We start from the raw sequence: 26,521 nt of genomic DNA, 5'->3' as shown, positions 1-26,521 counted from the left end.
GGTGTGGGGTCGGGGGAAGGCGCCGGCCGTCAGCTGCGCGCGAGCGTCTCGTTCTGCGACACCGGCACCGCGCCGGTCCCGGCGGTGCTGTCGTCCGGTCCGGGGTCGGCGGGTCGGCCGCGCCGGGCGCCCTTCATCAGCAGCCCGACGATCGACGGCCGGCCCTGGACCTTGTTGTAGACGTCGAAGGCGACCGCGGCGAGCAGCACCAGGCCCTTGATCATCTGGGTGCTGTCGGACCCGACGCCCATGAGCTGCAGGCCGTTGTTCAGCACCGCCATGACCAGGCCGCCGATGAGCGACCCGACGACGGTGCCGACGCCGCCGGAGACCGCCGCGCCGCCGATGAACACCGCGGCGATCGCGTCGAGCTCCCAGTTGGTGCCGTCGAACGGCCCGGAGGCGGTGGACCGGCCGATGAAGACGATGCCGGCCAGCGCCGCCAGCACGGACATGTTCATCATGACGAAGAAGTTGGTGCGGCGGATGTTGACGCCGGACAGCGCCGCCGCGACCTTGTTGCCGCCGACCGCGTAGACGTGCCGGCCGGTGATCGTGCGGCTCGAGACGAAGCCGTACACCAGGACCAGGACCCCGAGGATGACGCCGGAGACCGGGAACGAGGTGCCGACGCGGCCGCTGCCGAACAGCACCGTGGCGTAGGCGATGACGGCGCCGAGGGCGACCATCCGCGTGATCGACGCCCACAGCGGGACCGGGGTGCCGCCGAGGCGGCGGGCGGAGCGGCGCTTGCGGAGCTCGCCGTAGACGACGCCCGCGATCGCGAGGATGCCGAGCAGCAGCGTCCAGTTGTTCAGGCCGGTGTTCGGCCCCCACTCGGGCAGGTAGCCGGCGCCGAGCGTCTGGATCTCCTCGGGGACCGGGACGGTGTTCGACTTGCCGATGTACTGGTTCGCGCCGCGGAAGAACATCATCCCGGCGAGCGTGGTGATGAAGCCCGGGATGCCGACGTAGGCGACCCAGAACCCCTGCCAGGCGCCGATCACCGCCCCGACGGCCAGGCCGAGCAGGATGCCCGCCCACCAGGGGATGCCCCAGTCGCGGATCGCCAGCGCCACGATGATGCCGACCACCGCGGCCACCGACCCGACCGACAGGTCGATGTGCCCGGCGATGATCACCAGCACCATGCCGATCGCCAGGATCAGCACGTACGAGTTGCCGTTGATGATGTTCTGCGCGTTGGTCGGCGTGAGCACCTTCCCGCCGGTGGCGATCTGGAAGATGATCACCAGCGCGATCAGCGCGAACACCATGCCGAACTGGCGGGCGCCGCCGCCGAACAGCTGCTTGAGAGACGTCATCGTCCGGTCGTCCTTCGCTGGATCAGGGGGTGGTGAGGGCGGGGCTGGTGCCGGTCATCAGCCGCATCAGGGACTCCTGGTCGGCCTGCTCCCGGTCGAGGACGCCGGTGACCCGGCCCTCGAAGATCGTGTAGATCCGGTCGCACAGGCCGAGCAGCTCCGGCAGCTCGGAGGAGATGACGACGACGCCCTTGCCCGCGTCGGCGAGGCGCTGCACGAGGCCGTAGATCTCGTACTTCGCGCCGACGTCGACGCCGCGGGTCGGCTCGTCGAGGATGAGCAGGTCCGGCTCCGGGAACATCCACTTCCCGAGCAGCGCCTTCTGCTGGTTGCCGCCCGACAGCTTGGCGACGCCCTGCCGGACCGACGGCGTCCGGATGTTCAGCGACTTCCGGTAGTGCTCGGAGGCCAGGAACGCCAGGTCGGTGTCGAGGACCCGGCGCTTGGTGATCCGCCGCAGGTCGGCCGACACGATGGTGTCGAGGATGCTGTCCAGCAGGTTGAGGCCCTGGACCTTCCGGTCCTCCGGGACGTAGGCGATCTTGTGGTCGATGGCCTGCTGGACGGTGTGCAGCTCGACGGGCTGCCCGTCGATGAGGATCTCCCCGCCGCGGAACCGCCCGTACGACCGGCCGAAGATCGACCGCGCGAGCTCGGTGCGGCCGGCTCCCATGATCCCGGCGAAGCCGACGATCTCGCCGTGCCGGACCTCGAACGCCGACCCCTTGCAGACCATCCGGTCCGCGACCGTCGGGTGCTCGACCCACCAGTCCCGCACCTCGAAGAACGTCTCGCCGATGTGCGGGGTGTGGTCCGGGAACCGGTGGTCGAGCGACCGGCCGACCATGCCGCGGATGATCCGGTCCTCGTCGACCTCGCCCGCACCGGCGTCCAGGGTCTCGACGGTCTTGCCGTCCCGGATGATCGTGATCGAGTCGGCGATGGCGGCGATCTCGTTGAGCTTGTGGCTGATCATGATGCTGGTCATGCCCTTGGCGCGGAGGTCGCGCAGCAGGTCCAGCAGGTGCGCGGAGTCCTCCTCGTTCAGCGCCGACGTCGGCTCGTCGAGGATCAGCAGCTTGACGTCCTTGGCCAGCGCCCGGGCGATCTCCACGAGCTGCTGCTGGCCGACGCCGATGTTCTTGACCTGCTCGTCGGGGGAGATGGTCAGGTCGACCCGGGCCAGGAGCTCCGCCGCCTTCTCGCGGGTGGCGTCCCAGTCGATGCCGAGCGGCCCGGCGACCTCGTTGCCGAGGAAGATGTTCTCCGCGATCGACAGCTCGGGGATGAGCGCCAGCTCCTGGTGGATGATCACGATGCCGGCGCGCTCGCTGGACTTGATGTCCTTGAACCGGACCTCCTCGCCCTGGTAGACGATCTCGCCCTCGTAGGTGCCGTGCGGGTAGACGCCCGACAGGATCTTCATCAGCGTCGACTTGCCGGCGCCGTTCTCGCCGCAGATCGCGTGGATCTCGCGCTCGCGCACCGTCATCCGGACCTGGTCCAGCGCCTTCACGCCGGGGAAGGTCTTGGTGATCGACCTCATCTCGAGGACGACGGGGGTGTCCAGCATCGTGCCTGCTCCCTGTGCCGCGCTGCACGGCCGGCGTCGGTGCCGGTCTGTCGAGCTCGCGGTGGACGCTAGGACCGCCGCGGGCTTCGCGTCAACCTCTGAACGCAAGCGGAGTCTGACGCGTGATGCAATCGTGACAAACCCCGAGTGGGTCAGTAGGTAACTCGGGCAGAGCGGGGCGATGCAGGCACCTGACCGGACAGGGTGAGCCGGTTGTCCACAACTTCTAAAGACAACCGTCGTGGTGATTGACGCGGTCAGCGCGTCGCCCACGCCGGGCGGACGGCCCGGGTCGCTCCGGCTATGGCCCCGATGATCTCCTCCGGCGCCGACGTCGCCGCGTCGAACGACCCGTTGTTGCGGCCGTGCCGCAGCACCTCGATCCGGTCGGACACCGCACGCAGGTCGGCCAGATTGTGGCTGATGATGACGACGCCGAGGCCCATCTCGCGCAGCCGCTCGACCAGCATCAGCACCTCGGCGGTCTGCACGACGGACAGCGCGGCGGTGGGCTCGTCGAGCACGAGGATCCGGGGCCGGGTCGTCAGCGTCCGGGCGATGGCGACCGCCTGGCGCTGCCCGCCGGACAGCTCGCGCACCGGCGTGCGGACCGACGGCACGGTGATCGTCAGGTCCCGGAGGATCTGCGCGGAGGCCAGCTCCATGCCGTCGATGTCCATCGGGCTGCGCTTCGACGCGCGCAGCTCGCGGCCGAGGAAGATGTTCGCCGCGACGCTGAGGTTCTCGCACAGGGCGAGGTCCTGGAACACCGTCGAGATGCCGAGGGCGTGCGCGCCGGCGGGGTTGGGGATGGCGACGGGGTCGCCGTCGATCTCGATGGTGCCGCTGTCGGGTTGGAGCACGCCGGAGATGATCTTGGCGAGCGTCGACTTCCCAGCGCCGTTGTCGCCGACCAGCGCGACGACCTCGTGCGCGTGCACGGTGAGGTCCGCGTCCGTCAGCGCCTCGACGGCGCCGAACCGCTTGGTGACCGTGCGCAGGGCGAGCAGGGGCGGGCCGCCGGGCCTGGATCGGCCCTGCTGCTGCGTCGTCGTCCACTCCACGTCGAGTGCCACGGTCTCAGTCTCCGTCCGGCCGGGCGTATGTGGGGAGGGTCGTGCGGGTGTTTTCCAGCGCGAGCAGCACCGCGCCCATGACCTCGGCGTTCGGGCCGAGCTCCGCGGCGACTACCTCGAGCGGCGCGATGTGGTTGAGCGGCACCCGGCGGCGGATGGCCTCGCGCATCGGGCCGATCAGCAGCTCGCCGGTCTCCGCGAGCTCGCCGCCGACCACCACGCACTGCGGGTTCACGGCGATGGCCAGGCCCGCGACCACCGCGCCGATCGTGGCGCCGGCGTCCTCGACGACCTGCCGGCAGCCGGGGTCGCCGTCGTTGGCGAGGGCGACGATGTCTCTGAGCGTGAGGCTGCCGCGGGAGGCGCGGAGGACTTCGATGAGGGCGGGTGCGCCGACGACGGTGTTGAGGCAGCCGCGGCTCCCGCACAGGCAGACCTGGCCCTGGGCGTCGACCTGGACGTGGCCGATCTCGCCCGCCGTGCCGGCGAAGCCGCGGTGCAGGTTCTGGTGCAGGGAGATGCCGGCGCCGGTGCCGTGGGAGGCGCGGACGTAGACGGAGTCCTGGAAGTGCCGGCTCGCGCCGAGGCGGCTCTCGGCGAGGGCGCCGAGGTTGGCGTCGTTGTCGACGAACACCGGGACTCCGAGGCGCTTCGACATCACCTGGGCGACGGGGGCGTCGTCCCAGCCGCGGAGGATGCCGGGGACGGAGACGGTGCCAGTCGCGGCGTCCACCGGGGCGGGCAGGCCGATGCCGATGCCCAGGAGCTCGTCGAGTCCGGAGCCGACGCGCTCGAGGATCTCGACGATGAGGAGGGCGGCGCGGTCGAGGCTGGTGTCGGCGCGGTGCTCGTGGGGGAGGGGGAGGGCCTGCTCGACGAGGACCTGGTGGGCCGAGTCGGTGAGGGTGATGCTCATGTGGCGGGTGCCGACGTGGACGCCCGCGGCTAGGCCCGTGCGGTGGACCATCGTGACGAGCATGGCGCGGCGGCCGTTGTGGATCGTGGCGCGGACGTCGACCTCGCCGGCCTGCTGGAGCTCGCGGACGATGTTGCTGACCGTGGCGGCGCTCAGGCCCGTGGTGGAGGCGAGCTCGACCTGGGTGAGGCCGCCGTAGCGGCGGATGGTGTCGACGACGGTGGCGCGGTTGGCCTCGCGCAGGGCGGTCTGGGAGCCGGCCATGTGGGTGTGGGCCTCCCGTGCGCTTGCGTCGATGCTGGTCGGGGGCAGGGTACTGCTCGAGGGCGCGAGGCTCGGTCCCAAGAGCCGAGAGACCCCTGCGTTCGCCAGAGCAGCCCAGGCATTGCTAGGCCGTCGTGAGGCCGAAGTCAGTTCGGTACGGACGTCTCGCTGACGGAACCGATCGGGTCATCGAAGAATCCCTCAAGAGGAGCGTCCGCGGTGACCGTCAAGTGGAGCGAACCGTCCTCGCGTAGTTCGACGCTGATCCAGTCATCGACGCTCATATCTTGTCGCACCCCCGGTGGGAGCAGCGCCCACTTCAGGTCGGTCGTGAAGTTGTTTTGAGAGGACTCCCGGCGGCCGTCGTGCTTGAGAACTAACTGGTAGAGCCCGTGCGCGTTCCCATGGATCGTCACCTCGAATTGAGAGACAACCATTTCGCGACCCGAGTAGCGAGGGTCGGGTTGCCACGGCAGATGACCGAACAGCCTATGGCGCGGCCAAACGGCCTGGTCAATCGGCTGCTGCGCCTTCGTGAACCGGAGTGCGCCAGTCGTGTGCGAATTCGGATTGGGCCGCCCACAGTCGGACTTGGTCATCTGCTTGTTCCAGCGCCTGATGACTCGTTCGGGGCGTTCACCCTCACCGGCAAGGGTGGCCGATGGACCACTGCCCGAGGCGGGCACCCGAAACGCAGGCGACACCACGCCTCCGTCGGCCGATGTCGCAGGCTGCGCCGCCGGGTCGCGCCTCTTGGGAAAAAGAGAGGGCTCGAAGATTGACGCGATCCCATCGTTTGCAGGGCCCGGTGCCGCGTTTTCCCGCGCTCGATCACTCTCTTCGTCCCCGATCCGGTACCGCGGGTCTCGAATGAGGGTGTCGACGAGCGCTTCGTCGAGAACCTTACAGACGCCAGCGTCCGCCTCGAGTCGCTCGAAGTACTCAATCACGCTGGCTAGGACTGATTCATCCCCTGCATCGGAGCGATCCAGTTCCAGAATCACCCCCGCCTCGTAGTTGAAATAGGTACCTCCAGCGGTGAGATTGTGACTCCCCACGAACAGGCGCGCGCGCGTGGGTCCAAAAGCCAGGAAAACCTTGGGGTGGAACGTCCGCCCCGAAGGGTCGTGAAACACGCGCGCGGAATCGGCCGCCTCCCATGCGAGGCGCAGGCCCTGCGCCGTCCCGCCGCCTTCGTCGATTCCCAAAATGATCTCGAACCGTCCGCCGCGGTCTTGAACGGCAGCGATGCAGGATCTGATGCGCCTGATGCCCGACCTCTTCGCCCACGCCACCGCGACGCGCACATCCGTGAACGCAGGGTCGGAGGCAACCCCGGTCAGGAAGTCGTGGAGATCGGAGCTACTGTCGGTGTAGGGCTGATGCACGAAGCGCGCGGTCACATACCTAGGGTGCCCGCTGGCTAGGCTCTCGTGGCAGGCGACACGCCGTACCTCAGGCGTGCGGCGCCGGCTCGACACGCCACGACCTGGTCGCAGGCAGCTGTGTCAGATCTGCGGCCTACACTCTGCTCGGAGCTAGGTCTGGAGGACTGTGAAGACTGCCGCTGACGTCTCCTCGGACAAGCTACGAGGGGGCTTTTACTCTCCCGCTGCGTTAGTGGACCTATGTCTGGACCGTGTGGACCGGCTGCTGGTCGATCGAACTGGACTGAAACTTCTCGAGCCGAGCGCCGGGGACGGCGCCTTTATTCGCGGCGTAGGTCGACACAACATTCGGTCTCGCATTGCGTCTGTTACGGCCATCGAGATCAATCCCGGCGAGGCGCGTAAGTGCGCTGTGGCGGCAGACGAGTCGTCGGTGCAAGCAACGACCATAACTGGATCGGTTCTAGGCGGAGCCCGGGAATCATTGGGCATGTACGACGTTGCTGTCGGAAACCCACCCTTTGTTCGCTTTCAGTTCGTGAGCGAGGCGGACCGGCGCGGCGCGCGTCTCGTCGGCGAAGAGTCGGGGTGTGTGCTGACCGGGGTATCGAACCTCTGGTTGCCCGTTTTCCTGACGGCACTGAACCGTATTCGGATCGGCGGGGCTTTCGCATTCATCGTACCAACGGAGTGCTTCACGGGCATCAGTGCGCGCGCAATTCGGTCCTGGCTCTTGAGAAACTGCAGAGACCTACAGGTCGACTTATTTCCCGTTGGCTCATTCCCTGGCGCACTTCAGGAGGTCATCGTCCTCAGCGGGACCAGGGGAGTTGGAGACGGAAATCTGAATGTGGTGGAGCACTTCGCTGTGACTCAGCGGGCGTGGAGCCACCATATATCCGGTGATGTGGAGACATGGACGAGGTTTCTCTTAACTCCGGGTGAAGTCGCGGCATTCGAGGAGGCGAGATCACTTTCGGGTGTTTCTTCACTTAATGATCTTGCTCGTTTTAGGGTCGCGACCGTCACGGGTGCGAACGACTTTTTCTCGCTGAGCGAAGCCTCTGTCGAGGAGCACGGCCTCCGCCGTTGGAGTCGCCCACTCTTGCCCCGCATCCGCCACGCCGAAGGACTGGTATTCACAGAGCGAGACCACGCTCACCTCCGTTCAACGGAAGAGCGGTCCTGGATGCTGGACTTCCGGGCGCACCGGGGCGACCCGCTGGTCGGCGCCGCGCCGCGTTCCTACATCGAGGCCGGCGAGGCGGGAGGCCTGCATCTCCGGTACAAGACGCGTATTCGAAATCCTTGGTTTCAGGTGCCCGTGGTCGCTCCGGGTCAGATCCTCCTCTCCAAGCGCTCGCATCGCTTTGCGCGAATGGTAGTCAATGAGGCTGCGGTCGTTACGACTGACACGATATACCAGGGCAGCATTAGGTCAGAATCGGGAGTGACTCCTCAGGATTTTGTCGCGGCATTTCACAACAGCCTGACTTTGCTCTCCTCAGAGATCGAGGGGCGTAGTTTCGGCGGCGGCGTTCTGGAACTGGTTCCTAGTGAGGTCGCGCGCCTGGTTGTGGCAGTGCCCCCAGGCTTCGGTGATGAGCTGAGCAGGCTCGATGCCATCGCCCGCGGCCGAGGAGGCGATTCCGATGACCTTGTGGATGAAACGGACCGCCTGCTCGACAAATACTCTCCGGGCTTCTCGCCGGCACTTTTCGAGACGCTGAGGGGGGCCTACGAGAGTCTCCGCCGGCGACGTTTGGCCAGGTCAGACGGCTAGGCGCGAAGTGCGGGTGCGCGGGATTTTCGCGCGTAACCTGAATTGTTCCATCGTCGCGTTCGATGCCCTGTTGAAGGGCGGCGTGACCATGGCATTCTTGAGCGAGATCGAGTCGGTCGCTGCGCTCAGGTGTGATTTTCGGCAGAGCTACCGCAAATCGACCGCGGCGTCTGTGGAATCGCATGTTCCCTCTGCTAGGTGGCGGAAGCTAGGGGTTCTTCTTGGTTGATGGAGTTGACATGTGGGCGCCGGTGAGCCGTTGACCTCCGCGGTGCGCCGGGCCTAGCGTCGATCCCGACCGCCCCGCCCCTCCGGGCCCCCGACCCCCTCCACGTCACGCGCCAGGGTCGCCGCGCCGCGGGACACCGACGTCCCAGGGGGCGGCGCCGGCCGACGTGGACAAGGGGGAGTCACATGCGCATGCGTCAACTCCGTCGCGGGCTCGTGGGCGTCGTAGTCCCGCTCGCGGTCGCCGCACTGCTCGTCTCGGGCGGTCCCGCCGCTCTGGGGGCCGATGACACCACCGACCGTTGGGGCGGGGACAAGGGTGGCGGCCACCACGACACCGCCACCATCACGTCCGAGCCGTGGGGCGCCACCGAGGACGGCACCGCCGTCGAGCGGTACACGCTCAGCAACCGCGGCATGACCGTCCGGATCCTCACGTACGGCGGCATCATCCAGTCGCTCGAGGTCCCGAACGGCCGCAAGGATCCGGTGAACGTCGTCCTGGGTTTCGCCGATCTGCAGGGCTACCTCGACAACAACAACCCGGGCCCGTACTTCGGCGCCCTCATCGGCCGGTACGGCAACCGCATCGCCAACGGCCAGTTCGAGCTCGACGGCTCTACGTACCAGCTGCCGATCAACAACGACCCGAACAGCCTGCACGGCGGGTTCAACGGCTTCGACACGAAGGTCTGGACCGCCACGCCGATCCAGAGCAACGGCACGGTCGGCCTGCAGCTCAACTACCTCAGCCCCGACGGCGAGGAGGGCTACCCGGGCAACCTCGACGTCCAGGTCACCTACACGCTGACCCGCGACCAGAAGCTCGAGATCCACTACACCGCAACGACGGACGCGCCGACGGTCGTGAACCTGACGAACCACACCTACTGGAACCTCCAGGGCGAAGGCACGTCGTCGATCCTCGACCACGAGCTCACGCTGCCGGCCAGCGGCTACACGCCGGTCGACTCGACCCTGATCCCGACCGGCGAGATCGCCGACGTGTCCGGCACGCCGATGGACTTCCGGTCGGCGACGCCGATCGGCGAGCGCATCCGCGAGCCGTTCGAGCAGCTGCTGTTCGGACAGGGCTACGACCACAACTGGGTGCTCGACCGGCCAGACGACGGCAGCCTGCAGCTGGCGGCGAAGCTCCGTGACCCGGACTCCGGGCGGACGCTGAAGATGTGGACGACCGAGCCGGGCATCCAGTTCTACTCGGGCAACTTCCTGGACGCGACGCTCGTCGGCACCGGCGGGCACGTGTACCGGCAGTCCGACGGGCTGGCGCTCGAGACGCAGCACTTCCCGGACTCGCCGAACCAGCCGCAGTTCCCGAGCACGACGCTGCGACCGGGGGAGACGTACGACACGACCACGGTGTTCGATCTGTCGCGCGGGCGGCGCTGAGTTGTTGCAACGCCGGTCCCCCGTTCCTCCGGGGGACCGGCGTTGTCGTGTTGACGCCCAACTTCCTGCGCGATTCAAGGACGGGGAGCCGTGTGCACGCCTATCGTGCCGACGTAGCCGATTCGGACGAGTCACCGCGGCCGTGGGATCGAGAACGATCGGTAGCGAACTCATCACTCGACTGGAGCATCCGGCGGGCGACACGACTCACAGGTCGGAGCACATCGCCGATCGAGTGTCGTCGCGCCGTTAGTGTGCCGTCGCGATCGGTGAAGTCGGTTGTTCGATTCCGGAGCACGCAGAGGTAGGTCCGCGCCGACGCGGGGTCGCTCGACAGGGGAGAAGAGCATGAGTGGTGGCGGTGTCGCTGAGGACGCGGCGTGGAAGGCGTTCCAGGCGCTCGCCTCGCAGTCGCAGCCGCACGAGGCGATCCAGAACCTTCGGGTGATGGGTCTGCCCGAGGACAGGCTGGAGGCCCTGCTCACCCGCCACGACCTCGAGGCGCAGCAGATCGTCCAGCTGCGCGAGCCGCTCGGGCTGTCACGCGAGGGTCGGGTCCCCTGGTACACCGGGCCGCGACCGGACGACGTGAACTGGCCGCCGCTCGAGAAGCGGCTGGCGCGCAAGATCGGCGAGGAGTCGGCGGCCAAGATCGACAGGGCGTCGAGCAAGGTGGTCGCGATGCTCGACCACCCGGCGACGCCGGCGTTCTCCTCGAAGGGCCTGGTCGTCGGGCACGTCCAGTCGGGCAAGACCTCCAACTACACCGCGGTCGTCTGCAAGGCGGCCGACCGCGGCTACCGGATGTTCATCGTGCTGTCGGGCATCCACAACGCGCTGAGGACGCAGACGCAGCTCCGCCTCGTCTCGGACATCGTGTCGACGAACCCCACGGTGTGGCACCAGCTCACGAGCCCGGAGCGGGACTTCGTCCCGCCGGCCTATGCAGCGTCCCTCCTCGCCGGCAACGACCAGGCGCTGCTGCTGGTCGTGAAGAAGAACGCGGTGGTCCTGCGCAAGCTGCGCAAGTGGCTCCGGAGCGCATCGGAGCACCTGGCGAACGTGCCGACGCTGATCATCGACGACGAGGCGGATCAGGCGACCGTCGCGACCAAGACCATCAACCCGCTGATCGCCGACATCATGGAGAGCCTGCCGAAGGCCTGCTACGTCGGCTACACCGCGACGCCCTTCGCCAACCTCCTCATCGACCCGGCGGACATCAAGGACTTCTACCCGCGCGACTTCATCCTGAGCCTCGAGCGCACGTCGGCCTACCAGGGCCCGGAGACCCTGTTCGGACGCGACCCCGTGGACGGAGAGGACCCGGCGGACGTACCGGGCGGGCTCGATCTGGTCCGGGACGTCCCTGCGGAAGAGCTTCCGGAGCTGCGTCCGAGAAACCGATCCGAGGCAACGACATTTGCGCCGGAGATCACGGACTCGCTGCGGCGTGCTGTGTTCTGGTTCTGGCTCGCGACCGCCGCGCGTCGAGTGCGCGACGGGGACGTCCGGCACTCGTCGATGCTGGTCCACGCCCATTCGGACACGAGCGTCCACGACTCCTTCGCGGCGCCGCTGCGCGGACTGCGTCGTGACGTCCTCGCCGAGCTCAGTGCCGGGACCAGCGAGCTGACGACGGAGTTGCGTGAGCTCTGGACCGCTGAGACGCGACGCGTGGTCGCGGACGACCTCGACGAAACCCCCGTCACGTTCGACGAGCTGGAGGCGTATCTCCCCGCAGTGGTCTCGGACACGAAGGTGATCCTCGACCACTACCGGAGTCAGGACCGCCTGAACTACGACAACGGGCCGCAGACGGTGATCGCGGTCGGTGGCAACACGCTCTCTCGTGGACTCACGCTCGAAGGGCTGGTCGTCAGCTTCTTCGTCCGCTCCGCCGACGTCTACGACACCCTCCTGCAGATGGGGCGGTGGTTCGGCTACCGGCCGGGCTACTCGGACCTGCCGCGCATCTGGATGCCCTCGCAGGTCCGGGAGTGGTTCATGCACCTCGCCACGGTCGAGGCCGAGATGCGCAAGGAGATCGACCGGTACCTGGTCGAGCACAAGTCGCCGCTCGACATGGCGGTACGGATCCGCTCGCACCCGAAGATGAAGGTCACCGCGCCGATCAAGATGGCGTCCGCGGTCCGCGCTGCCGCTGCATATGGCGGGCAGCTCGTCGAGTCGCGGTACTTCCCCGTCGAACCGCGCGCGGAGGCTGCGAGGTGGCTCTCCGAGAACGACCGTGCGGTCCGCTCGTTCCTCGAGATCTGCGGCGACACCGTCCCCGCGGAAGTCGGTGGCCAGGCCGAGGGCGCCGCCAAGCTCCTCTGGCGGGGACTGCCCTCGAGCGCTGTGCGCGCGTTCATCCGCGAGTACCGGTTCCACGAGAAGTCCGTCGAGGCGGACCCCGAGCTGATCGACCAGTACATCGACGTCCGCGTTCGCGCGGGCGGACTGCACCGGTGGAACGTCGCGGTGATGGGAACCGCGCCGGCGAAGGCGGAGAAGACGATCGTGCTTCCGGACGGCCGCACTGTCGGCATGGTTCGACGTTCGCGCCTGGAGAACACGAAGGACCTCGATCACGCCGACATCAAGACCCTGAGCGGTCCGCGTGACGAAGCGGTCGACCTGGACGTCCCGGCCGACTGGGACGGGACGGGTCGTACTGCCTACTCCCGCCTGCGTGTGGATCGGGCGCCCGAGACCGGCCTCGTCATGCTGTACCCGATCGACCCGGTGTCGAAGCCGAGCGCGCAGTACCGCGTGAAGCTCGACGCACCCGCGGACGTCGTGTGGGGCGTCGCCCTCGTCTTCCCTCAGCCGTCGGTCGGTGTCGACCTGACGGTGGAGTACGACTTCGTCGCCGCGGACCTGTCCAAGGTCTTCCCGGGCGCGATCGCCGACCCGGAGACCGACATCACCGTCCTCTCGGAGGACCTGGACGAGGCGGGGATCGACTCGTGACGGGTTCGAGCAACGTCGAGACGGAGCTCCGCCGGACCTTGGAGCACTACTGGGGCCAGCTGCCGGCGCCGTCGGGGCCGAGCATCTCGTCGACGGACATCGCCATCTCGCTCGGCGGCGGAACGGTCCGCCTCGGCGTCGACTCCGACCGGCACCGGCACCTGCTGGTCCCCATCGCGGACGGCGCCCCGGAGGTCTCGGACCGCACGAGCAGCGGCGTCCGCCTGACGACGCGCCCGCTGTCGTCAGGTGACGGGAGTCGGCGGTACGCCGACCTCGAGTGCGCGCGGCCCGATCTCAGCGGCGTCTTCACCGGACTGGCAGCGGACGTCTGCCTGGCGCTGCTGGCGGGACCGGTGGATCCCGGTGCAGCGGTCGCGACGCACCTCGACGACTGGCGCGCGCTGCTCGGCGCGGGCTCCCGTCCGTGGACGACACCGCGTCTCGGTGGGCTGACAGCGGAGCTCCTCGTGCTCGACCAGCTGCTCGATCTCGACGGCCAGGCGGCGTCGTACTGGTCCGGCCCCCTGGGCGAGGCGCAGGACTTCCGGTCCTCCCGGCACGCCATCGAGGTGAAGGCGAGCCTCACCAAGGAGGGGCGTCTGATCCGGATCCACGGCACGGACCAGCTGGAGCCCCCGGCGGGCGGGGCCCTGGGCCTCGTCTGGTTCCGGCTCCGTGCGGTCGGTGCGGGCGAGGGGATCGGTCTGGTCGAGCTGATCGAGCGCTGCCTCGAGCGCGGCGGGGCGGCGGCGGTCTTCGACCGCCTGGACCGGCTCGGTCTCCCTGCGACATCCGAGCCGGACATCGCAGCCGCGCGGTTCGAGGTCGTCGAACAGCGGTGGTACCGCGTCGACGACGCCTTCCCCGCGATCCACCCCGGCCGGTTCCAGGGCCACGCCGTGCCGGCGGGCGTCGGCGCCGTCGAGTACCTGGTGGACCTCGACGTCGTGGCCGCGGAGCCCGATCCGGTCGAGGATCTCCTCACGGCATTCCTGGAGCAGCGATGACCGAGCCCTCGTGGTTCTCCCAGCCGTTCTCGCCGGCGGGTGGCATCACCGCGGAAGGCCTCCGCAACCAGCTCGGCCGGCCCGAGCTGTCCGTCCTGACGGTTCTGGTCCGGGAGGCGGCGCAGAACTCGTGGGACGCTAAGGAGTCGCGCCGGGTCCGCTTCTCACTCGACCTCCGCGCTGTCGGCCCGTCGCACATGCCGGCCTGGCGCGAGCTGCTGCGAGGGGCGCCGCGCGAGGCTGGCGCACTGCTCAGCCTGAACGAGGTGCTCCGCCGTCCGACGATCCGCTACCTCGCCGTCGTCGACCGCGGCACGAGCGGCCTGGGCGGGCCGACGCGGTCCGACCGGTTCGCAGAGCCGGGTCACCGGGGTTGGCTCTCGTTCGTGCTGAACTCCGGGGAGAAGCAGGACACCGACGGCGGTGGTGGGACCTACGGGTACGGCAAAGGGGCGTTCTTCCTCGCGAGCCGCGTCGGCACGGTGCTCATCCACACCCGGTTCAAGGACGAGTCGGGCATCCTCCGGACCCGGCTCATCGGGTCGTCCCTGCTCGCGTCGTACAACGACGACCAGCGGCCGTTCACCGGCCGGCACTGGTGGGGCGACGCGCAGGTGGACCACTGCGAGCCGCTGACGGACGAGGACGCGATCCGGATGGCCGATCGCCTCGGGCTGCCTGCGTTCGACGACGGTGCGACCGGGACGACGGTCGTCGTGCTGGAACCGGATCTGCGCGACCCGTCGCACGACGAGGACAAGGCGCCCGAGCTCTCGATGCACGAGGCCGGGGAGTTCCTGGCCGACGCCGCGGCGTGGAACCTGTGGCCCCTCACCCTCGAGGACCGCTCGCCGCGCATGGACGTCTCGGTCGCGGTGAACGGTGAACGCGTGCCGGTCCCCGACGAGTCCACCAACGCGACGCTCGCGCACTTCGCCACCGCCTACCGTCGAGCAGCCGGCCACGGGGCCGACACAGAGATCCTGTGCAAGAACCCGCGCCGGCTCCTCGGGCACTTCGCGGCCGAGACCACGCTCGGTGCTCGGGTGCGGAGCCGAGCGGCGGAGGAGCTTGGACTGGAACGCGACACGGCGCCGCACCACATCGCCCTGATGCGACGACCCGACCTGGTCGTCGGCTACTACCAGGGCCAGGCCAAGCCCCACCCGGAGCTGGGGTACGCAGGAGTCTTCAAGGTGGACGACGCGCTGGACACGGTGTTCTCGCGGTCCGAGCCCCCGACGCACGACGCCTGGGTCGACGCGCAGCTGGCGGGGTACGAGGCGACGTTCGTCCGGGTGGCCCGGCGGAGGGTCGGAGAGCGGTGTGCCGAGCTCGCGGGGCCGAAGCACGCGCCGAGGGTCGTCGAGAGCACCCCGGTCGGTGCGGTGTCCCAGCGGCTCGGGTTCCTGTTGGCCGGCGTCGGATCCGGGGCCCCGCTGGAGGGCGAGGACGGTTCCGCGACGCCCCCCACTGCGCCGCCGGCGCCGGGTCCCGGCGGGCGGAGCGGTTCGGGCGGTGGCGGCGCCGCCACCGGAGGACCGTCGGAGCCGCCGGCCCGGCGCGGCAGGGCCCGTCGTCCGCAGCTCCTCGAGAGCCCGCGGTTCGAGAACCTGGACGGGACCTGGCTGCTCGTCCAGCGCGTCCGCACCGCTTCAGCCGGTCGGGTCCGCGGCCTGATCGGGGTCGTCACGGGCGAGGGCGTGGAGACGTCGGCGCCTGCATCCTCCGGGCAGCCGGAGGTCGTCGGCTGGCGGCGTGAGGACGGGTCCGTGATCAGCGGCAGCGAGATCGACGTCGTCGCGGAGGAGATCGAGCTCCTCGCGCGTCCCGTCGAGGACACCGCGGTGGAGATCGACGTCGAGTGGGCGGAGAGCGTGTCGTGAGAGCTCTGCCCTATCCCGTACCGAGCTCGTCGGTCGCGCCGGAGTCGTGGACCTTGAGTGGATCACCGGTCACCACGGTGCTGCCCGGGTGGGACTACGAGTCGCTGCTGCAGTTCGAGCGCGTCGTCCGCGTCGACGTCCTGAAGACGGTCAAGGACGCGGGACTGGACCCGGAGGTGCCGCTCGCGCTGCACGTCCGCTACTGGGCGACCGGGTCGTACGTCCGGCGGTCCGCGGTGCTCGAGCCGCTGGTACCGGACGCCACCACGGGCTGGGCGCAGGTCCTGCTCGTGGCGCCGGTGGACGGGCGTGAGCTCGCCGGGGACCTGGTCCTGGAGACGACGCTCGTGCGCGTCGACGAGGCGGAGGTCGGCGGCTTCACCGCTCGACGCGCGGGAAGCGTCCTGTGGAACGACACCACGAAGCTGGCGCTCGAGGGCAGCGGCGGGTTGCTGCCCATCGCCCCGGTCCGGTTCTCCGAACAGGGCCTTCCGGCGGCGGCCGCCTGGTACGTGAGCCTCGACGGGTCCGACTGGGCAGCGCCCGCGATGGGCAACCTCCTCGTCCTGCTCAACGTGGACAACCGCGCCGTCGCCGACGCGCTCGACCCGGGCAACACGGCTGCCGCGTCCCTCTGGGACACGCTCACGGTCGACGTGGTGTGCGACCTCGTCGGTCGCGCGCTCGACGACGAGGAGTACGAGCCCACCCAGGACGACGCTGGCGAGCTGTCCACGGGGGAGCTCGTCACCAACCTGATCCGATCGTTCCTGAGCCTTCCCGGAGAGGGTGTCACCGACGCCGTGCTCAGGCTCCGTGACGAGCGTCGGCACGACCCGTCCCGGGTCCGTGCGCAGGCGCAGAGCTCTCTCCGTTTCCCGAGGACGTCATCGTGAGCACTCTCTACCCTCGTCTGCTCCCCGCGGACACCGAGGCGCTCTTCACGCGCCTCCCCGAGACCTCGGCGGGCGCCGCGGAGCCGCCGGAGGCGCTGACGACGGCGCGGGCCGTCTACGCAGCGTCGGGAGGGATGCGGGTCCACCGCGACGAGCTGCTGGTCCTGCGCGACGAGGTGCGCCGCGCCGCGGTCGAGCACGGCTTCCCGGAGCGACCCGGTCTCGAGGCGCGCAACGGGTTCGACCGTCGCGTCGCGCGGATCCTGCACGCCCGGATGGGGCTGACAGCGGGCGAGGCCTCGCAACGCCAGGTGTGGGCCTACCTGGCGCTGGTGCTGCTTCCCGACGTCTGCGTCTGGCGCTTCCCGCCGAATGACGACGGCAGGTACGTGGCCGACCGGTACAAGGGCACCGACCTGACGCGGCACGCGCTCGCCCGGCTCTGGTGGCGCGCGCACGTGCTGCGGGACGGCACGCGGCACGACGACCCCTACTGGATGTTGGAGGCGCTGGGGGAGGCCGATCTCGACCAGGTGATGGCTCGCCGGCGGTCGGTCGCGGCGACGCCGTCGCTCGTCCGCACCGTGGTGCGCGTGACCGCCGAGTCGACCGACGCCGTCGGGCGGGACGTCCTTCGAGACCTGCTGAAGCGGCTGCTGCGCCTGACCGCGTTCCTGGACCTCGACTGGCTGGATGACGAGCAGCTCAGGGCGCTGGTGCTGCGGGAGCGCGCGGTGTCGATCGCGAACCTGACGGGCTGAGGCCGGCGTCGCCTCGCCGCCGCCTCCAGGTGTCCTCCACCGTGTCGGCGGCGGCGCGCATGTCGGCGTGCTCCCAGAAGCGCAGCACACACCACCCCTGCTCGGTGAGGCGGGCGTCGGTGTCGCGGTCACGCGCGACATTGGCCTTCAGCTTCTCGCCCCACCAGGGGGCGTTCGCCGCGGGCTGCGTGGCGTGCTCGGGACAGGCGTGCCAGAAGCACCCGTCCACGAACACCGCGAGGCGGACGGCAGTGAACACGACATCGGCGCGTCGCCGAGGCATGCCCGGCAGGGGATGGTCGACCCGGTATCTGAGGCCGAGGCGGTGCAGCTCGCGGCGGAGCGCGAGCTCGGGGACGGTGTCACGACGACCCTGACGCGACATCCGGGCGGATACGCTCGCGGAGCTCGGGACCGCGACGTGGCGCGTGGGAGCCGGGATGTCGGCCGAGTCTCCCGTCACCGAGCGCTGACCTCCTGGTACGCGGCGGTGGCCGGCGAGTCTGTCGGCCGTGTCAGTGGCTCAAACGTATCCTTCCTCCATGACCGTCATGCAGGATCGCGACAACTCGGTCCTGCCGGAGGGCCGTACGCGCGCGCTGACCGTGCTGGACCTCTTCGCCGGGGCCGGAGGCATCACCACCGGGCTCCACGAGGTCGGGGGCTTCACCACGGTCGCGGCGGTCGAGATGGATCCCGCGGCGGCGGCCACCTACGCGGCCAACCACCCCGAGACCCAGGTGCACGTCAAGGCGATCCAGGACTGGGTCCAGGACGAGGGCGTGCCCGAGGTCGACGTGATCGTCGGCGGCCCGCCCTGCCAAGGCTTCTCCACGCTCGGGAAGCAGGACGTCGAGGACGACCGGAACGCGCTCTGGATGGAGTACGCGAAGACGATCGTCAAGGCGCGACCGAAGTACTTCGTGGTGGAGAACGTGGCCGCGTTCATGAAGTCGCCCCAGTACCGGCAGTTCATCGCAGCCTGCTCGCCGGGCGGCATGCTGGCGGACTACCGCTTCGAGGCCCGCGTGCTGAACGCTGCCGACTACGGCGCGTTCCAGGCTCGGAAGCGTGCGGTCCTTATCGGGCACCGCGCTGAGCTCGACTTCCCGGGCTGGCCCGAGCCGACGCACGTCGGGAGGCACCGGACGGTCGCGCAGGCGTTCGCCGACGTGGAGGGGGAACCCGAGACGACCGAGCTGCCGGGGCGCACCACGCTGACAGCGGTCGGAGCGGCGATGCCCGGTCCGTTCGAGTCGACCGAGCTGCACATCGGGCGCGACTACCGGCCCATCTCCCTCAAGCGCTTCGCTGCGATCCCGGTCGGTGGAAACCGGTTCGACCTCCCGGACGAGCTCAAGGCGAAGTGCTGGATCGGCCACACGTCCGGCTCGGGAGACGTCATGGGGCGGCTCCACTGGGACAAGCCGGCCGTCACGATCCGGACCGAGTTCTTCAAGCCGGAGAAGGGCCGGTACCTCCACCCGGTACGGCCTCGCGCGATCACGCACTTCGAGGCCGCCATCCTGCAGGGGTTCCCGAAGGACTACCGGTGGATCGGGTCCAAGACAGCGATCGCCAGGCAGATCGGTAATGCGGTGCCCATCCCGCTCGCAGCGGCGATCGGGCGCAGGCTCCTGAGTGCAGCCGAGGCCATGGACTAGCCACGGGAACGCAGCGCGGCGTCCCGAAGTCGCTTCTGCCCGCCTACGATCGCGAGATGCTGAACTTGCTCCCGCCGTCGGACGGCGACCGGTCGTCGGGGAACGGGATCGGGGTGCTGGATCTATTCGCCGGCGCAGGTGGATTAAGCCTGGGATTTCACCACGGCAGCAACCGCTACGCGACGGTGCGTGCGGTCGAGATGGACGTGGCTGCGGCGGCCACCTACGCGCAGAACTTCGGTCCCGTCGTCTATGCCGGTGACATCCGGCGATGGCTCCAGGACGAGCCGACGCCGGAAGCGGACCTCGTGCTCGGCGGTCCGCCGTGCCAAGGGTTCTCCACCCTCGGGAAACGCGACCCGTCGGATTTGCGCAACACATTGTGGCGTCCCTACGCCGAGGTCGTCCGGCGTGCGATGCCCCGGGCCTTCGTCATGGAGAACGTCCCGGCCTTCCTCAAGTCCGGTGAGTACGCGGCGTTCGTCGAGGCGTTCGCAGGCGGCGAGCTCGCGGACTACGACATCCGTGCCGCGGTGCTCAACGCGGCGGACTTCGGAGCTCCGCAGGTCCGCAAGCGGGTGATCGTGATCGGGGTCCGGCGCGACGTCGCGCACCCGGGCCACCCGACGGCAGCGGTCGGCAACCGCGCGACGGTCCGTGATGCCTTTGAAGGCATACGGCCCTTCGCCGGCGATCTGTCGCTGCCGCCCCGCCGGACTCCGTTCGGGGGGGCGTGGCTGCCCGGCCCCTTCAAGGGGCAGGACCTGCACATCACCCGCGACTGGAGTCCGCTGTACCAACAGCGGTTCCGGGCGGTGCCCTACGGCGGTAGCCGACTGGATCTCCCCGACGAGCTGAGCATGGACTGCTGGCGGAACAACCCCCGCAGTGCGAGCGACGTAATGGGGCGGCTGGATTGGGAGAAGCCGTCGGTCACCGTCCGGACCGAGTTCTTCAAGCCCGAGAAGGGCCGCTTCCTGCACCCGACACAGCATCGCGCGATCACGCACTGGGAGGCGGCTCGACTCCAGGGTTTCCCGGACGACTACCGCTGGGTCGGGGACCGCACCCAGATCGCGCGGCAGATCGGGAACGCCGTGCCGGTTCGGCTCGGTGCGGCGCTCGGCACGCATCTGGCGCAGGTGCTTTAGCCGGGTCGCAAGCCCTACACGCAGAAAGTCACGGAGGCGCGTCTTGGTACGGGCGAGCCGTGCGCACGTTGACCGCCAGGCGCTCATCACCGATCCGTCGATGTCGGGTTGATTCACCCAGGTGGCTCAAGCACGGGAGCCGGTTATGGACCCGATTGCGACGAAGGTCCAGTATGTCGCGCGTGGCACTCAACGCATGGTGGACGAAGGACCCGAATCAGCGGTATTGGATGGAGATCTCCGCCCGTCCCGACGTGGGCGGACCGCTGGAGAGCCCGAAGCTCGAGCGTCTGACGTGGGGCTACGACCTGGTCAGCCAGGTTCAGCCCGGCGACCGGGTGCTTCATTGGTCCACCATCGGTACGACGTCGGCGCTGGTGGGGTGGTCCGAAGTCGTCGCCTACCCGGTCGTCGTCCCCGAGTACACGTGGACTCCGCGTCATGGCGAGGAGCGGACCACAGCCGGCTGGAGGGCCGAACTCGGAGGGCTTCATCGCTTCCCTCCCATCACGGCTGCGCAGCTGCTGCCCTTGCTGGACGAGATCACCACGGTCGACGAGGCGCTCGGCAACCTGCATCCGGGGACCTTGTACTTCCCTTTCACTCGCTACGGCGCCGAGCGGCCCATTGAGTCCCAGGAGATCCGGGCGACCCAGGCCTACTTCGTCAAGTTCCCCGTGCAGCTCTTCGATGTCATCCCAGGGGCGGCCGGTGCTCGTATCGATGGCGCCGTCGAACCGCTCAGTGTCACGGTGGCGGAGGATTTCCAGAAGCCCGGGACGCGGGCCGCCAGCGGCCGCGTCACCCGAGCTTCGGACCCGAAGCTGCGCCTGGTAATGGAGCGCAGATCGCTCGACGTCGCACGTGAGTACTACGAAGCGCTCGGCGGAACGGAGTATCGCGAGGTAGGGGCGCCGTACGACATCGAGGTAGTCGTCGACGGGGTCGTGCGTCACTGCGAGGTGAAGGGCAGTTCACTCACCATCGACACCGTCGAGCTCACGATCAACGAGGTGATCCACGCCGGAGATTTCCCGGTGGTCGACCTGATCGTGGTGGACGGCATCGTCCCGGTGCGCGACGGGTCGAACGAGGTCGTCGATGCCGTTGGAGGGCGGCTCCGGGTATGGACGAACTGGTCTCCGGTCGAAGACGCGCTGAAGGCAATGAAGTTTGCGTACTCACTTCCCGGGAGCAGCGAGACCGCCTGACCGCTCGCGGCGGAATGCTGCAACGAGGTCTCGGAGAGTACAGACCGCTCGTCCTGCCGCGGTGGTCACCCCACCGCTCCCGTCAACCGCGCCACATGCAGCGCCAGGTACAGCTCCTCCTCCCCGCCCACGCTCCACCCGAACCGCTCCCGCAGCAGCGCGCCGATCGCCGAGGCCGAGGCGAACGCCTTCGGATGCTCCCCCCGCACCGCCTCCCGCAGCACCGCCCCCGAACCCCCGCCGGGCACCGCCTCCCCCCGCGCCTGCCGCACGAACAGGTACCGCAGGTGCGTCACGAACCGCGCCACCTCCAGCGACTCCTCGTCCAGCACGCACCCGTGCAGCGCCCGCACGATCCCGAGCGCCGCCGCGAACGCCTCGGTCATCTCGAACGTCCGCGCCATCTCCCCGCCGTCCTCGCCCCCGAGCTGCGCGTTCACGAAGTGCAGCGCCAACGGCACCGCCTCCAGGTCGGGCAGCCGGACCCCGGTCGAGGACGCCACCTCCGCGAGGCACCGCCGCGCGAACGCCACCTCCCTCGGGTATAGGTGCAGCACCTCCCACTGCAGCGGGTACGCGATCTCCGTCCCCGCGCGCGCCCGGCGCAGCGCGTACGAGAGGTGGTCCGCGAGCGGCATCAGCACGTGCGCGGTGATGTGCGGCCCGAGCTCGGCCCGCGCCTCGTCGACGATCCGCTGCGCCAGGTCGAGGTCCGACGGGGGGATGTCCTCGAGCAGCGCCGCGATGTGCTCGGGCGTGGTCGACCCGCCGGCGACGAACGTGCGCTCGACGTCGTCCTCCCGGACGGCGTCACCGGGCCTGGCCTGGAACCCGATGCCCCGGCCCATCAGCACGACCTCCGCGCCCGTGCCGTCGTCGGCCAGCAGGACGTTGTTGTTGAAGACCCGCACCACGCGCATGCGTCCTCCTCGACGCGGTCCGTCCCCGGGAGGCCCGGGTGGCGGTTCACCACCGCCACCCGGGCCGTCGGCTCGTCGGCTCATCCGATCCGCAGCAGCACGTCGGCCGCGCCGACCGAGCCGTGGCCGGCCGCCGTCACGGCGACCCCGTCCGGCGATCGCGTCACCACGACGACCGTGCTGGGGTCGTAGCCGGCAGCCACCACGGCGGCGAGGTCGAACTCGCCCAGCAGCTCGCCGGCGACCACCTGCGACCCGGGCGCGACCCCCGGGGCGAACCCCTCGCCCGCCATCCGGACGGTGTCGAGGCCGACGTGCACGAGCACCTCGACGCCGTCGACGGTCCGCAGCCCGTACGCGTGCGGCAGGACGGTGAGCACCTCGCCGTCGACCGGTGCGACCACGCGTCCAGCGGACGGCACCACCGCGGCGCCCGGCCCGAGCGCGCCGGACGAGAACACCGCGTCCGGCACCGCGTCGAGCGCGATCACCCGTCCGGCGACCGGTGCCAGCACGACCCGCGTCCGGAGCGCCGTCGCGACGTCGCCGCCGGCCGCGTGCGGCGGCTCCGGCGTCTCGGCGGCGGGCGCGTTCGGGATGTCGGTGAACCCGAGCGTCATGGTCAGCGCGAACGCGATGACGATCGCCAGCCCGGTGCCGATCAGCTGCATCGTGAAGTTGCCGATGCCCATCGTCGCGGTCACCGTGATCGCGCCCGGCAGGATGAAGCCCTCGGCCGCGGACCCGCCCGCCGCGGCGATCGACCCGCCGACCGCACCGCCGATGCACGCGTAGATGAACGGCTTCTTCAGCCGCAGCGTGACGCCGTAGATCGCCGGCTCGGTGATGCCGGCGAGGAACGCCGAGATCGTCGCGGGTCCGGCCACGCCCTTGAGGTCGCGGTTGCGCGTCTTGATCAGCACGGCGGCCGCGGCACCGGCCTGGGCGAGGACGGCGGGGAACAGGGGTCCGGTCAGCAGCGAGTACCCCTGCGTGACCATGTCCTGCAGCATCACCGGCGTCAGACCCCAGTGGACGCCGAAGATGACGAACACCTGCCACAGCGCGCCCATGAGCGCGCCGCCCACCGCCGGGCTCAGGTCCCACATCGTGTTGATGCCGCTCGACAGCCCGCGGCCGACGATGTCGGACACCGGTCCGATCGCGAGGAACGTGACCGGGACGATGACGGCCAGCGTGACCATCGGGGTGACGAAGTTCCGCAGCGCGTCGGGCACGAACCGGGCGAGCAGCCGCTCCAGGTGGGACTGCGCGTAGACCGCGAGGATCGTCGGGATGACCGCGGACAGGTAGCTGATCATGACGACCGGGATGCCGAGGAACGTGAGCTCGCCGCCACCCGCCGCGAAGGCGTCGAGCGTCAGCTCGGTGCCGTCGGCGCCGGGGATCACCGGGAGGGTCGCCGAGTAGATCAGCGCGCAGGCGATCGCCACCGACGTGTAGACGTTGGCCTTGAACCGCTTGGCCGCGGTCATCGCGAGCAGGATCGGCAGGAACTGGAAGATCGCGTCGGCCGCGGTGAACCAGATCGCGTACGTCGACGACTCGCCCCACTCGGGGGAGATCCGCGCGCCGACGGCGAGGAACGCCTTGATCAGGCCCGTCCCGGCGAGCACCCAGAGAAACGGCGTGAAGATGCTCGTCACGAGGTCGATGGCCCGCGCGAGGAACCCGCCGGAGGACGCCGCCTCCGTCGCGACGCCGCTGGCGGCGACGGCCTCGAACACGCTGTTGACCGTATTGCCGATGACCACCTGGAACTGCCCGCCGGCCTCGACGACGGTGATGACGCCGCGGGTCGCCTCGACGGCGGCCTTGTCGGCGCGCTCGCGGTCCTTGAGGCGGAACCTCAGCCGGGTGGCGCAGTGCGTCACGGAGACGACGTTCTCGACTCCGCCCACCGCGCGCAGGACGTCGTCCGCGATCGTCTGGTACTTGCTGGCCGTTGCCACGATTCCTCCTCGAACCGGTCGCAGCGCGCAGCGTCGGGGCGATTCTGGGCACGAAAAAACCCCGAGCCGGTGGCAGGCGGAAACAATGCTCCGACCAGCCTCGGCTCGGGTTTTGCCTGTCGCCAGTAACAACCCCGGACCTGCACGAGCCGCCGTCGAGCGGCGACTGCGGCGAACCTAGCAGCGCCGCTTGAGCGCCTGTCAACACCGGGTGTCCACAGACTGATGAGTAGCACCCGCGGCGGGGCGAAGAGGGGCTTGACGGCCTCTCGGGGCAACGGTAGGAATGGCGACGTCGACCAGGATTGTGACTGACCAGATCAGGCAAGACCTGCCGCGTCCGAGGCCTTCTGCGCCCGGTTCGCGCAGGTCTTTTTTCATGCCCGGAGACGGTCCATCCGCGACATCAGCCGCGCCCCCTTCCCCGATCGCAGAGAGGCGCCATCGTGACCACCACCGACACCCACTTCCCGCCCGGGTTCCTCTGGGGCGGGGCCACCGCCGCCAACCAGTGCGAGGGCGCGTACGACGAGGGCGGCAAGGGCCTGTCCATCCAGGACGTCATGCCCCGCGGCATCATGGGACCGCCCACCGACGAGCCGACGCCGGACAACCTCAAGCTGGTGGGCATCGACTTCTACCACCGGTACGCCGAGGACATCGCGCTGCTGGCGGAGATGGGCTTCCGGACGTTCCGGTTCTCGATCGCGTGGGCGCGGATCTTCCCGAACGGCGACGAGGCCGAGCCGAACGAGGAGGGCCTGGCGTTCTACGACCGGGTGCTCGACGAGTGCGAGAAGCACGGCATGGAGCCGCTGGTCACCATCTCCCACTACGAGACCCCGCTGGCGCTGGCGCGGAGGTACGACGGCTGGGTCAGCCGGGAGATGATCGGCCACTTCGCGACGTACGCGCGGACGCTGTTCGAGCGGTACGGGTCGCGCGTCAGGTACTGGCTGACGTTCAACGAGATCAACGCCGTGCTGCACGCCCCGCTGCTGAGCGGCGCGATCCTCACGCCCAAGGACGAGCTGTCGCCGGCCGACCTCTACCAGGCGATCCACCACGAGCTCGTGGCCAGCGCGCTCGCCACGAAGATCGCCCGTGAGGTCGCCCCTGACGCGCAGGTCGGCTGCATGCTCATCGCGGTGCCCGCGTACCCGCTGACGCCGTCGCCGGCCGACGCGCTCGCCGTGCTGCGGACGCAGCACCAGACGCTGGCGTTCGGCGACGTGCACTGCCGGGGCGAGTACCCCGGGTACCTGCTGCGGCACCTCCGTGAGCTCGGCGTCGAGCTCGACATCACCGACGACGACCGCGAGACGCTGACGCACACGGTCGACTTCGTGTCGTTCTCCTACTACTCGAGCATCTGCGAGACGGCCGACCCCGGGGCTCTCGAGGGCCAGAGCAACATGATGGGCGGCGTGCCGAATCCGACGCTGGTGGCCAGCGAGTGGGGCTGGCAGATCGACCCCGTCGGGCTGCGCATCGTGATGAACCAGTTCTGGGACCGGTGGCGCAAGCCGCTGTTCATCGTCGAGAACGGGCTCGGGGCCGTCGACGAGCTGGTCGAGGTGGACGGGGCGCGGACCGTGGTCGACGACTACCGGATCGCGTACCTCAACGAGCACCTCGTGCAGGTGGAGGAGGCGCTGCGCGACGGGGTCGACGTGCTCGGCTACACGACGTGGGGCTGCATCGACCTGGTGTCGGCGGGGACGGCGCAGATGAGCAAGCGGTACGGGTTCGTCTACGTCGACCGGCACGACGACGGGTCGGGGACGCTGGAGCGGTACCGGAAGAGGTCGTTCGACTGGTACGCCGAGGTGATCCGGACGAACGGGGGGAGCCTGGAGCGGTAGCGCGCGGGGCGCTCTGTACTCGGGCGAGGAGCGGGCCCCTTCGTGGCGAAGGGGCCCGCTCCTGGGCGTACCGACTCATCTGGGTCTGGGGCCCACGGGCAGCCGTCGACGCGCCCGGGCCCTCCGCCCTCAGCCGTCGAGCGCGGTCCGGACCGGGTCACCTTGGCGGACCCGTCGGCACCCACGTGGCGTCCTGCCTCGGGGTGGGAACGTCGCGTCGAAGTCGAGGGTGTCGACCGGCC

19 protein-coding genes are annotated in these 26,521 nt (G+C 69.5%); 11 read left to right on the top strand and 8 right to left on the bottom strand.

The genetic code is table 11. The features are described from left to right. Positions 1–29: 29 nt before the first annotated feature. From mmsB to FS882_RS08515, 5 genes are all read right to left on the bottom strand, one after another. Positions 30–1,325 carry a multiple monosaccharide ABC transporter permease gene (mmsB, locus tag FS882_RS08535; RefSeq protein WP_158372645.1) on the bottom strand — a complete coding sequence of 432 codons (1,296 nt, stop codon included), beginning with the start codon at positions 1,323–1,325 and terminating at the stop codon, positions 30–32. A gap of 22 nt (positions 1,326–1,347) precedes the next feature. Further along, positions 1,348–2,898, bottom strand: coding sequence for a multiple monosaccharide ABC transporter ATP-binding protein (gene mmsA / locus FS882_RS08530; RefSeq protein WP_158372644.1), 1,551 nt, complete (start codon positions 2,896–2,898; stop codon positions 1,348–1,350). Positions 2,899–3,155: 257 nt separating this feature from the next. Further along, positions 3,156–3,962, bottom strand: a complete 807-nt coding sequence (locus FS882_RS08525) for an ATP-binding cassette domain-containing protein (RefSeq protein WP_158372774.1) — start codon at positions 3,960–3,962, stop codon at positions 3,156–3,158. 16 nt (positions 3,963–3,978) lie between these two features. Further along, entirely contained in the window at positions 3,979–5,154 is a 1,176-nt protein-coding gene (locus tag FS882_RS08520) for an ROK family transcriptional regulator (protein WP_158372643.1), read from the bottom strand. 146 nt (positions 5,155–5,300) lie between these two features. Next, positions 5,301–6,557 carry a phospholipase D family protein gene (locus FS882_RS08515; RefSeq protein ID WP_158372642.1) on the bottom strand — a complete coding sequence of 419 codons (1,257 nt, stop codon included), beginning with the start codon at positions 6,555–6,557 and terminating at the stop codon, positions 5,301–5,303. Positions 6,558–7,032: 475 nt separating this feature from the next. Here FS882_RS08515 and FS882_RS08510 point away from each other — a divergent pair, with 475 nt between their 5' ends. The 7 genes from FS882_RS08510 to FS882_RS08480 all read left to right on the top strand — a co-directional run bounded on the left by FS882_RS08510 (position 7,033) and on the right by FS882_RS08480 (position 17,495). After that, positions 7,033–8,325 carry an Eco57I restriction-modification methylase domain-containing protein gene (locus FS882_RS08510; RefSeq protein ID WP_158372641.1) on the top strand — a complete coding sequence of 431 codons (1,293 nt, stop codon included), beginning with the start codon at positions 7,033–7,035 and terminating at the stop codon, positions 8,323–8,325. A gap of 414 nt (positions 8,326–8,739) precedes the next feature. Next, positions 8,740–9,966 carry an aldose epimerase family protein gene (locus FS882_RS08505; protein ID WP_222848173.1) on the top strand — a complete coding sequence of 409 codons (1,227 nt, stop codon included), beginning with the start codon at positions 8,740–8,742 and terminating at the stop codon, positions 9,964–9,966. Between the two features lie 348 nt (positions 9,967–10,314). Then, the gene (locus tag FS882_RS08500) at positions 10,315–12,942 is read left to right on the top strand and encodes a Z1 domain-containing protein (protein ID WP_158372640.1); all 2,628 of its coding nucleotides are present in this window, start codon (positions 10,315–10,317) and stop codon (positions 12,940–12,942) included. Next, complete coding sequence (locus FS882_RS08495) at positions 12,939–13,952, top strand: PD-(D/E)XK motif protein (protein ID WP_158372639.1); 1,014 nt, start codon at positions 12,939–12,941, stop codon at positions 13,950–13,952. Before FS882_RS08500 ends, FS882_RS08495 begins: the two co-directional genes overlap by 4 nt. Then, on the top strand, positions 13,949–15,838 hold the full coding sequence (locus FS882_RS08490) for a hypothetical protein (protein ID WP_158372638.1): 1,890 nt from the start codon (positions 13,949–13,951) through the stop codon (positions 15,836–15,838). Before FS882_RS08495 ends, FS882_RS08490 begins: the two co-directional genes overlap by 4 nt. Continuing rightward, positions 15,835–16,734: a hypothetical protein gene (locus tag FS882_RS08485; protein WP_187365220.1), complete on the top strand. Its 900-nt coding sequence runs from the start codon at positions 15,835–15,837 to the stop codon at positions 16,732–16,734. The genes FS882_RS08490 and FS882_RS08485 overlap by 4 nt, the downstream gene beginning before the upstream one ends. Next, positions 16,731–17,495 carry a DUF6339 family protein gene (locus FS882_RS08480; RefSeq protein WP_158372636.1) on the top strand — a complete coding sequence of 255 codons (765 nt, stop codon included), beginning with the start codon at positions 16,731–16,733 and terminating at the stop codon, positions 17,493–17,495. Before FS882_RS08485 ends, FS882_RS08480 begins: the two co-directional genes overlap by 4 nt. Here the strand turns inward: FS882_RS08480 and FS882_RS08475 are convergent. Continuing rightward, positions 17,440–17,958, bottom strand: coding sequence for a very short patch repair endonuclease (locus FS882_RS08475; protein WP_262348157.1), 519 nt, complete (start codon positions 17,956–17,958; stop codon positions 17,440–17,442). The genes FS882_RS08480 and FS882_RS08475 overlap by 56 nt on opposite strands. A gap of 79 nt (positions 17,959–18,037) precedes the next feature. Here FS882_RS08475 and FS882_RS08470 point away from each other — a divergent pair, with 79 nt between their 5' ends. The 3 genes from FS882_RS08470 (at position 18,038) to FS882_RS08460 (ending at position 21,521) form a co-directional block, all read left to right on the top strand. After that, positions 18,038–19,159: a DNA cytosine methyltransferase gene (locus FS882_RS08470; protein ID WP_262348156.1), complete on the top strand. Its 1,122-nt coding sequence runs from the start codon at positions 18,038–18,040 to the stop codon at positions 19,157–19,159. Positions 19,160–19,215: 56 nt separating this feature from the next. After that, on the top strand, positions 19,216–20,310 hold the full coding sequence (locus FS882_RS08465) for a DNA cytosine methyltransferase (protein ID WP_158372635.1): 1,095 nt from the start codon (positions 19,216–19,218) through the stop codon (positions 20,308–20,310). Positions 20,311–20,492: 182 nt separating this feature from the next. Further along, on the top strand, positions 20,493–21,521 hold the full coding sequence (locus FS882_RS08460; protein WP_187365219.1) for a protein NO VEIN domain-containing protein: 1,029 nt from the start codon (positions 20,493–20,495) through the stop codon (positions 21,519–21,521). A 65-nt stretch (positions 21,522–21,586) separates the two neighbouring features. Here FS882_RS08460 and FS882_RS08455 read toward each other — a convergent pair whose 3' ends face one another. Next, positions 21,587–22,441 (bottom strand): PRD domain-containing protein, encoded by an 855-nt coding sequence (locus FS882_RS08455; protein WP_187365218.1) that lies wholly within the window; start codon positions 22,439–22,441, stop codon positions 21,587–21,589. Between the two features lie 80 nt (positions 22,442–22,521). Next, positions 22,522–24,414, bottom strand: coding sequence for a beta-glucoside-specific PTS transporter subunit IIABC (locus FS882_RS08450; protein WP_158372632.1), 1,893 nt, complete (start codon positions 24,412–24,414; stop codon positions 22,522–22,524). A gap of 446 nt (positions 24,415–24,860) precedes the next feature. Here FS882_RS08450 and FS882_RS08445 point away from each other — a divergent pair, with 446 nt between their 5' ends. After that, positions 24,861–26,279, top strand: a complete 1,419-nt coding sequence (locus FS882_RS08445; protein ID WP_158372631.1) for a glycoside hydrolase family 1 protein — start codon at positions 24,861–24,863, stop codon at positions 26,277–26,279. Positions 26,280–26,521 lie beyond the last annotated feature (242 nt).

The organism is Cellulosimicrobium cellulans (assembly GCF_007679345.1).
GTDB lineage: Bacteria > Actinomycetota > Actinomycetes > Actinomycetales > Cellulomonadaceae > Cellulomonas > Cellulomonas cellulans_A.
This window is presented reverse-complemented; position numbering and strand designations above follow the sequence as displayed.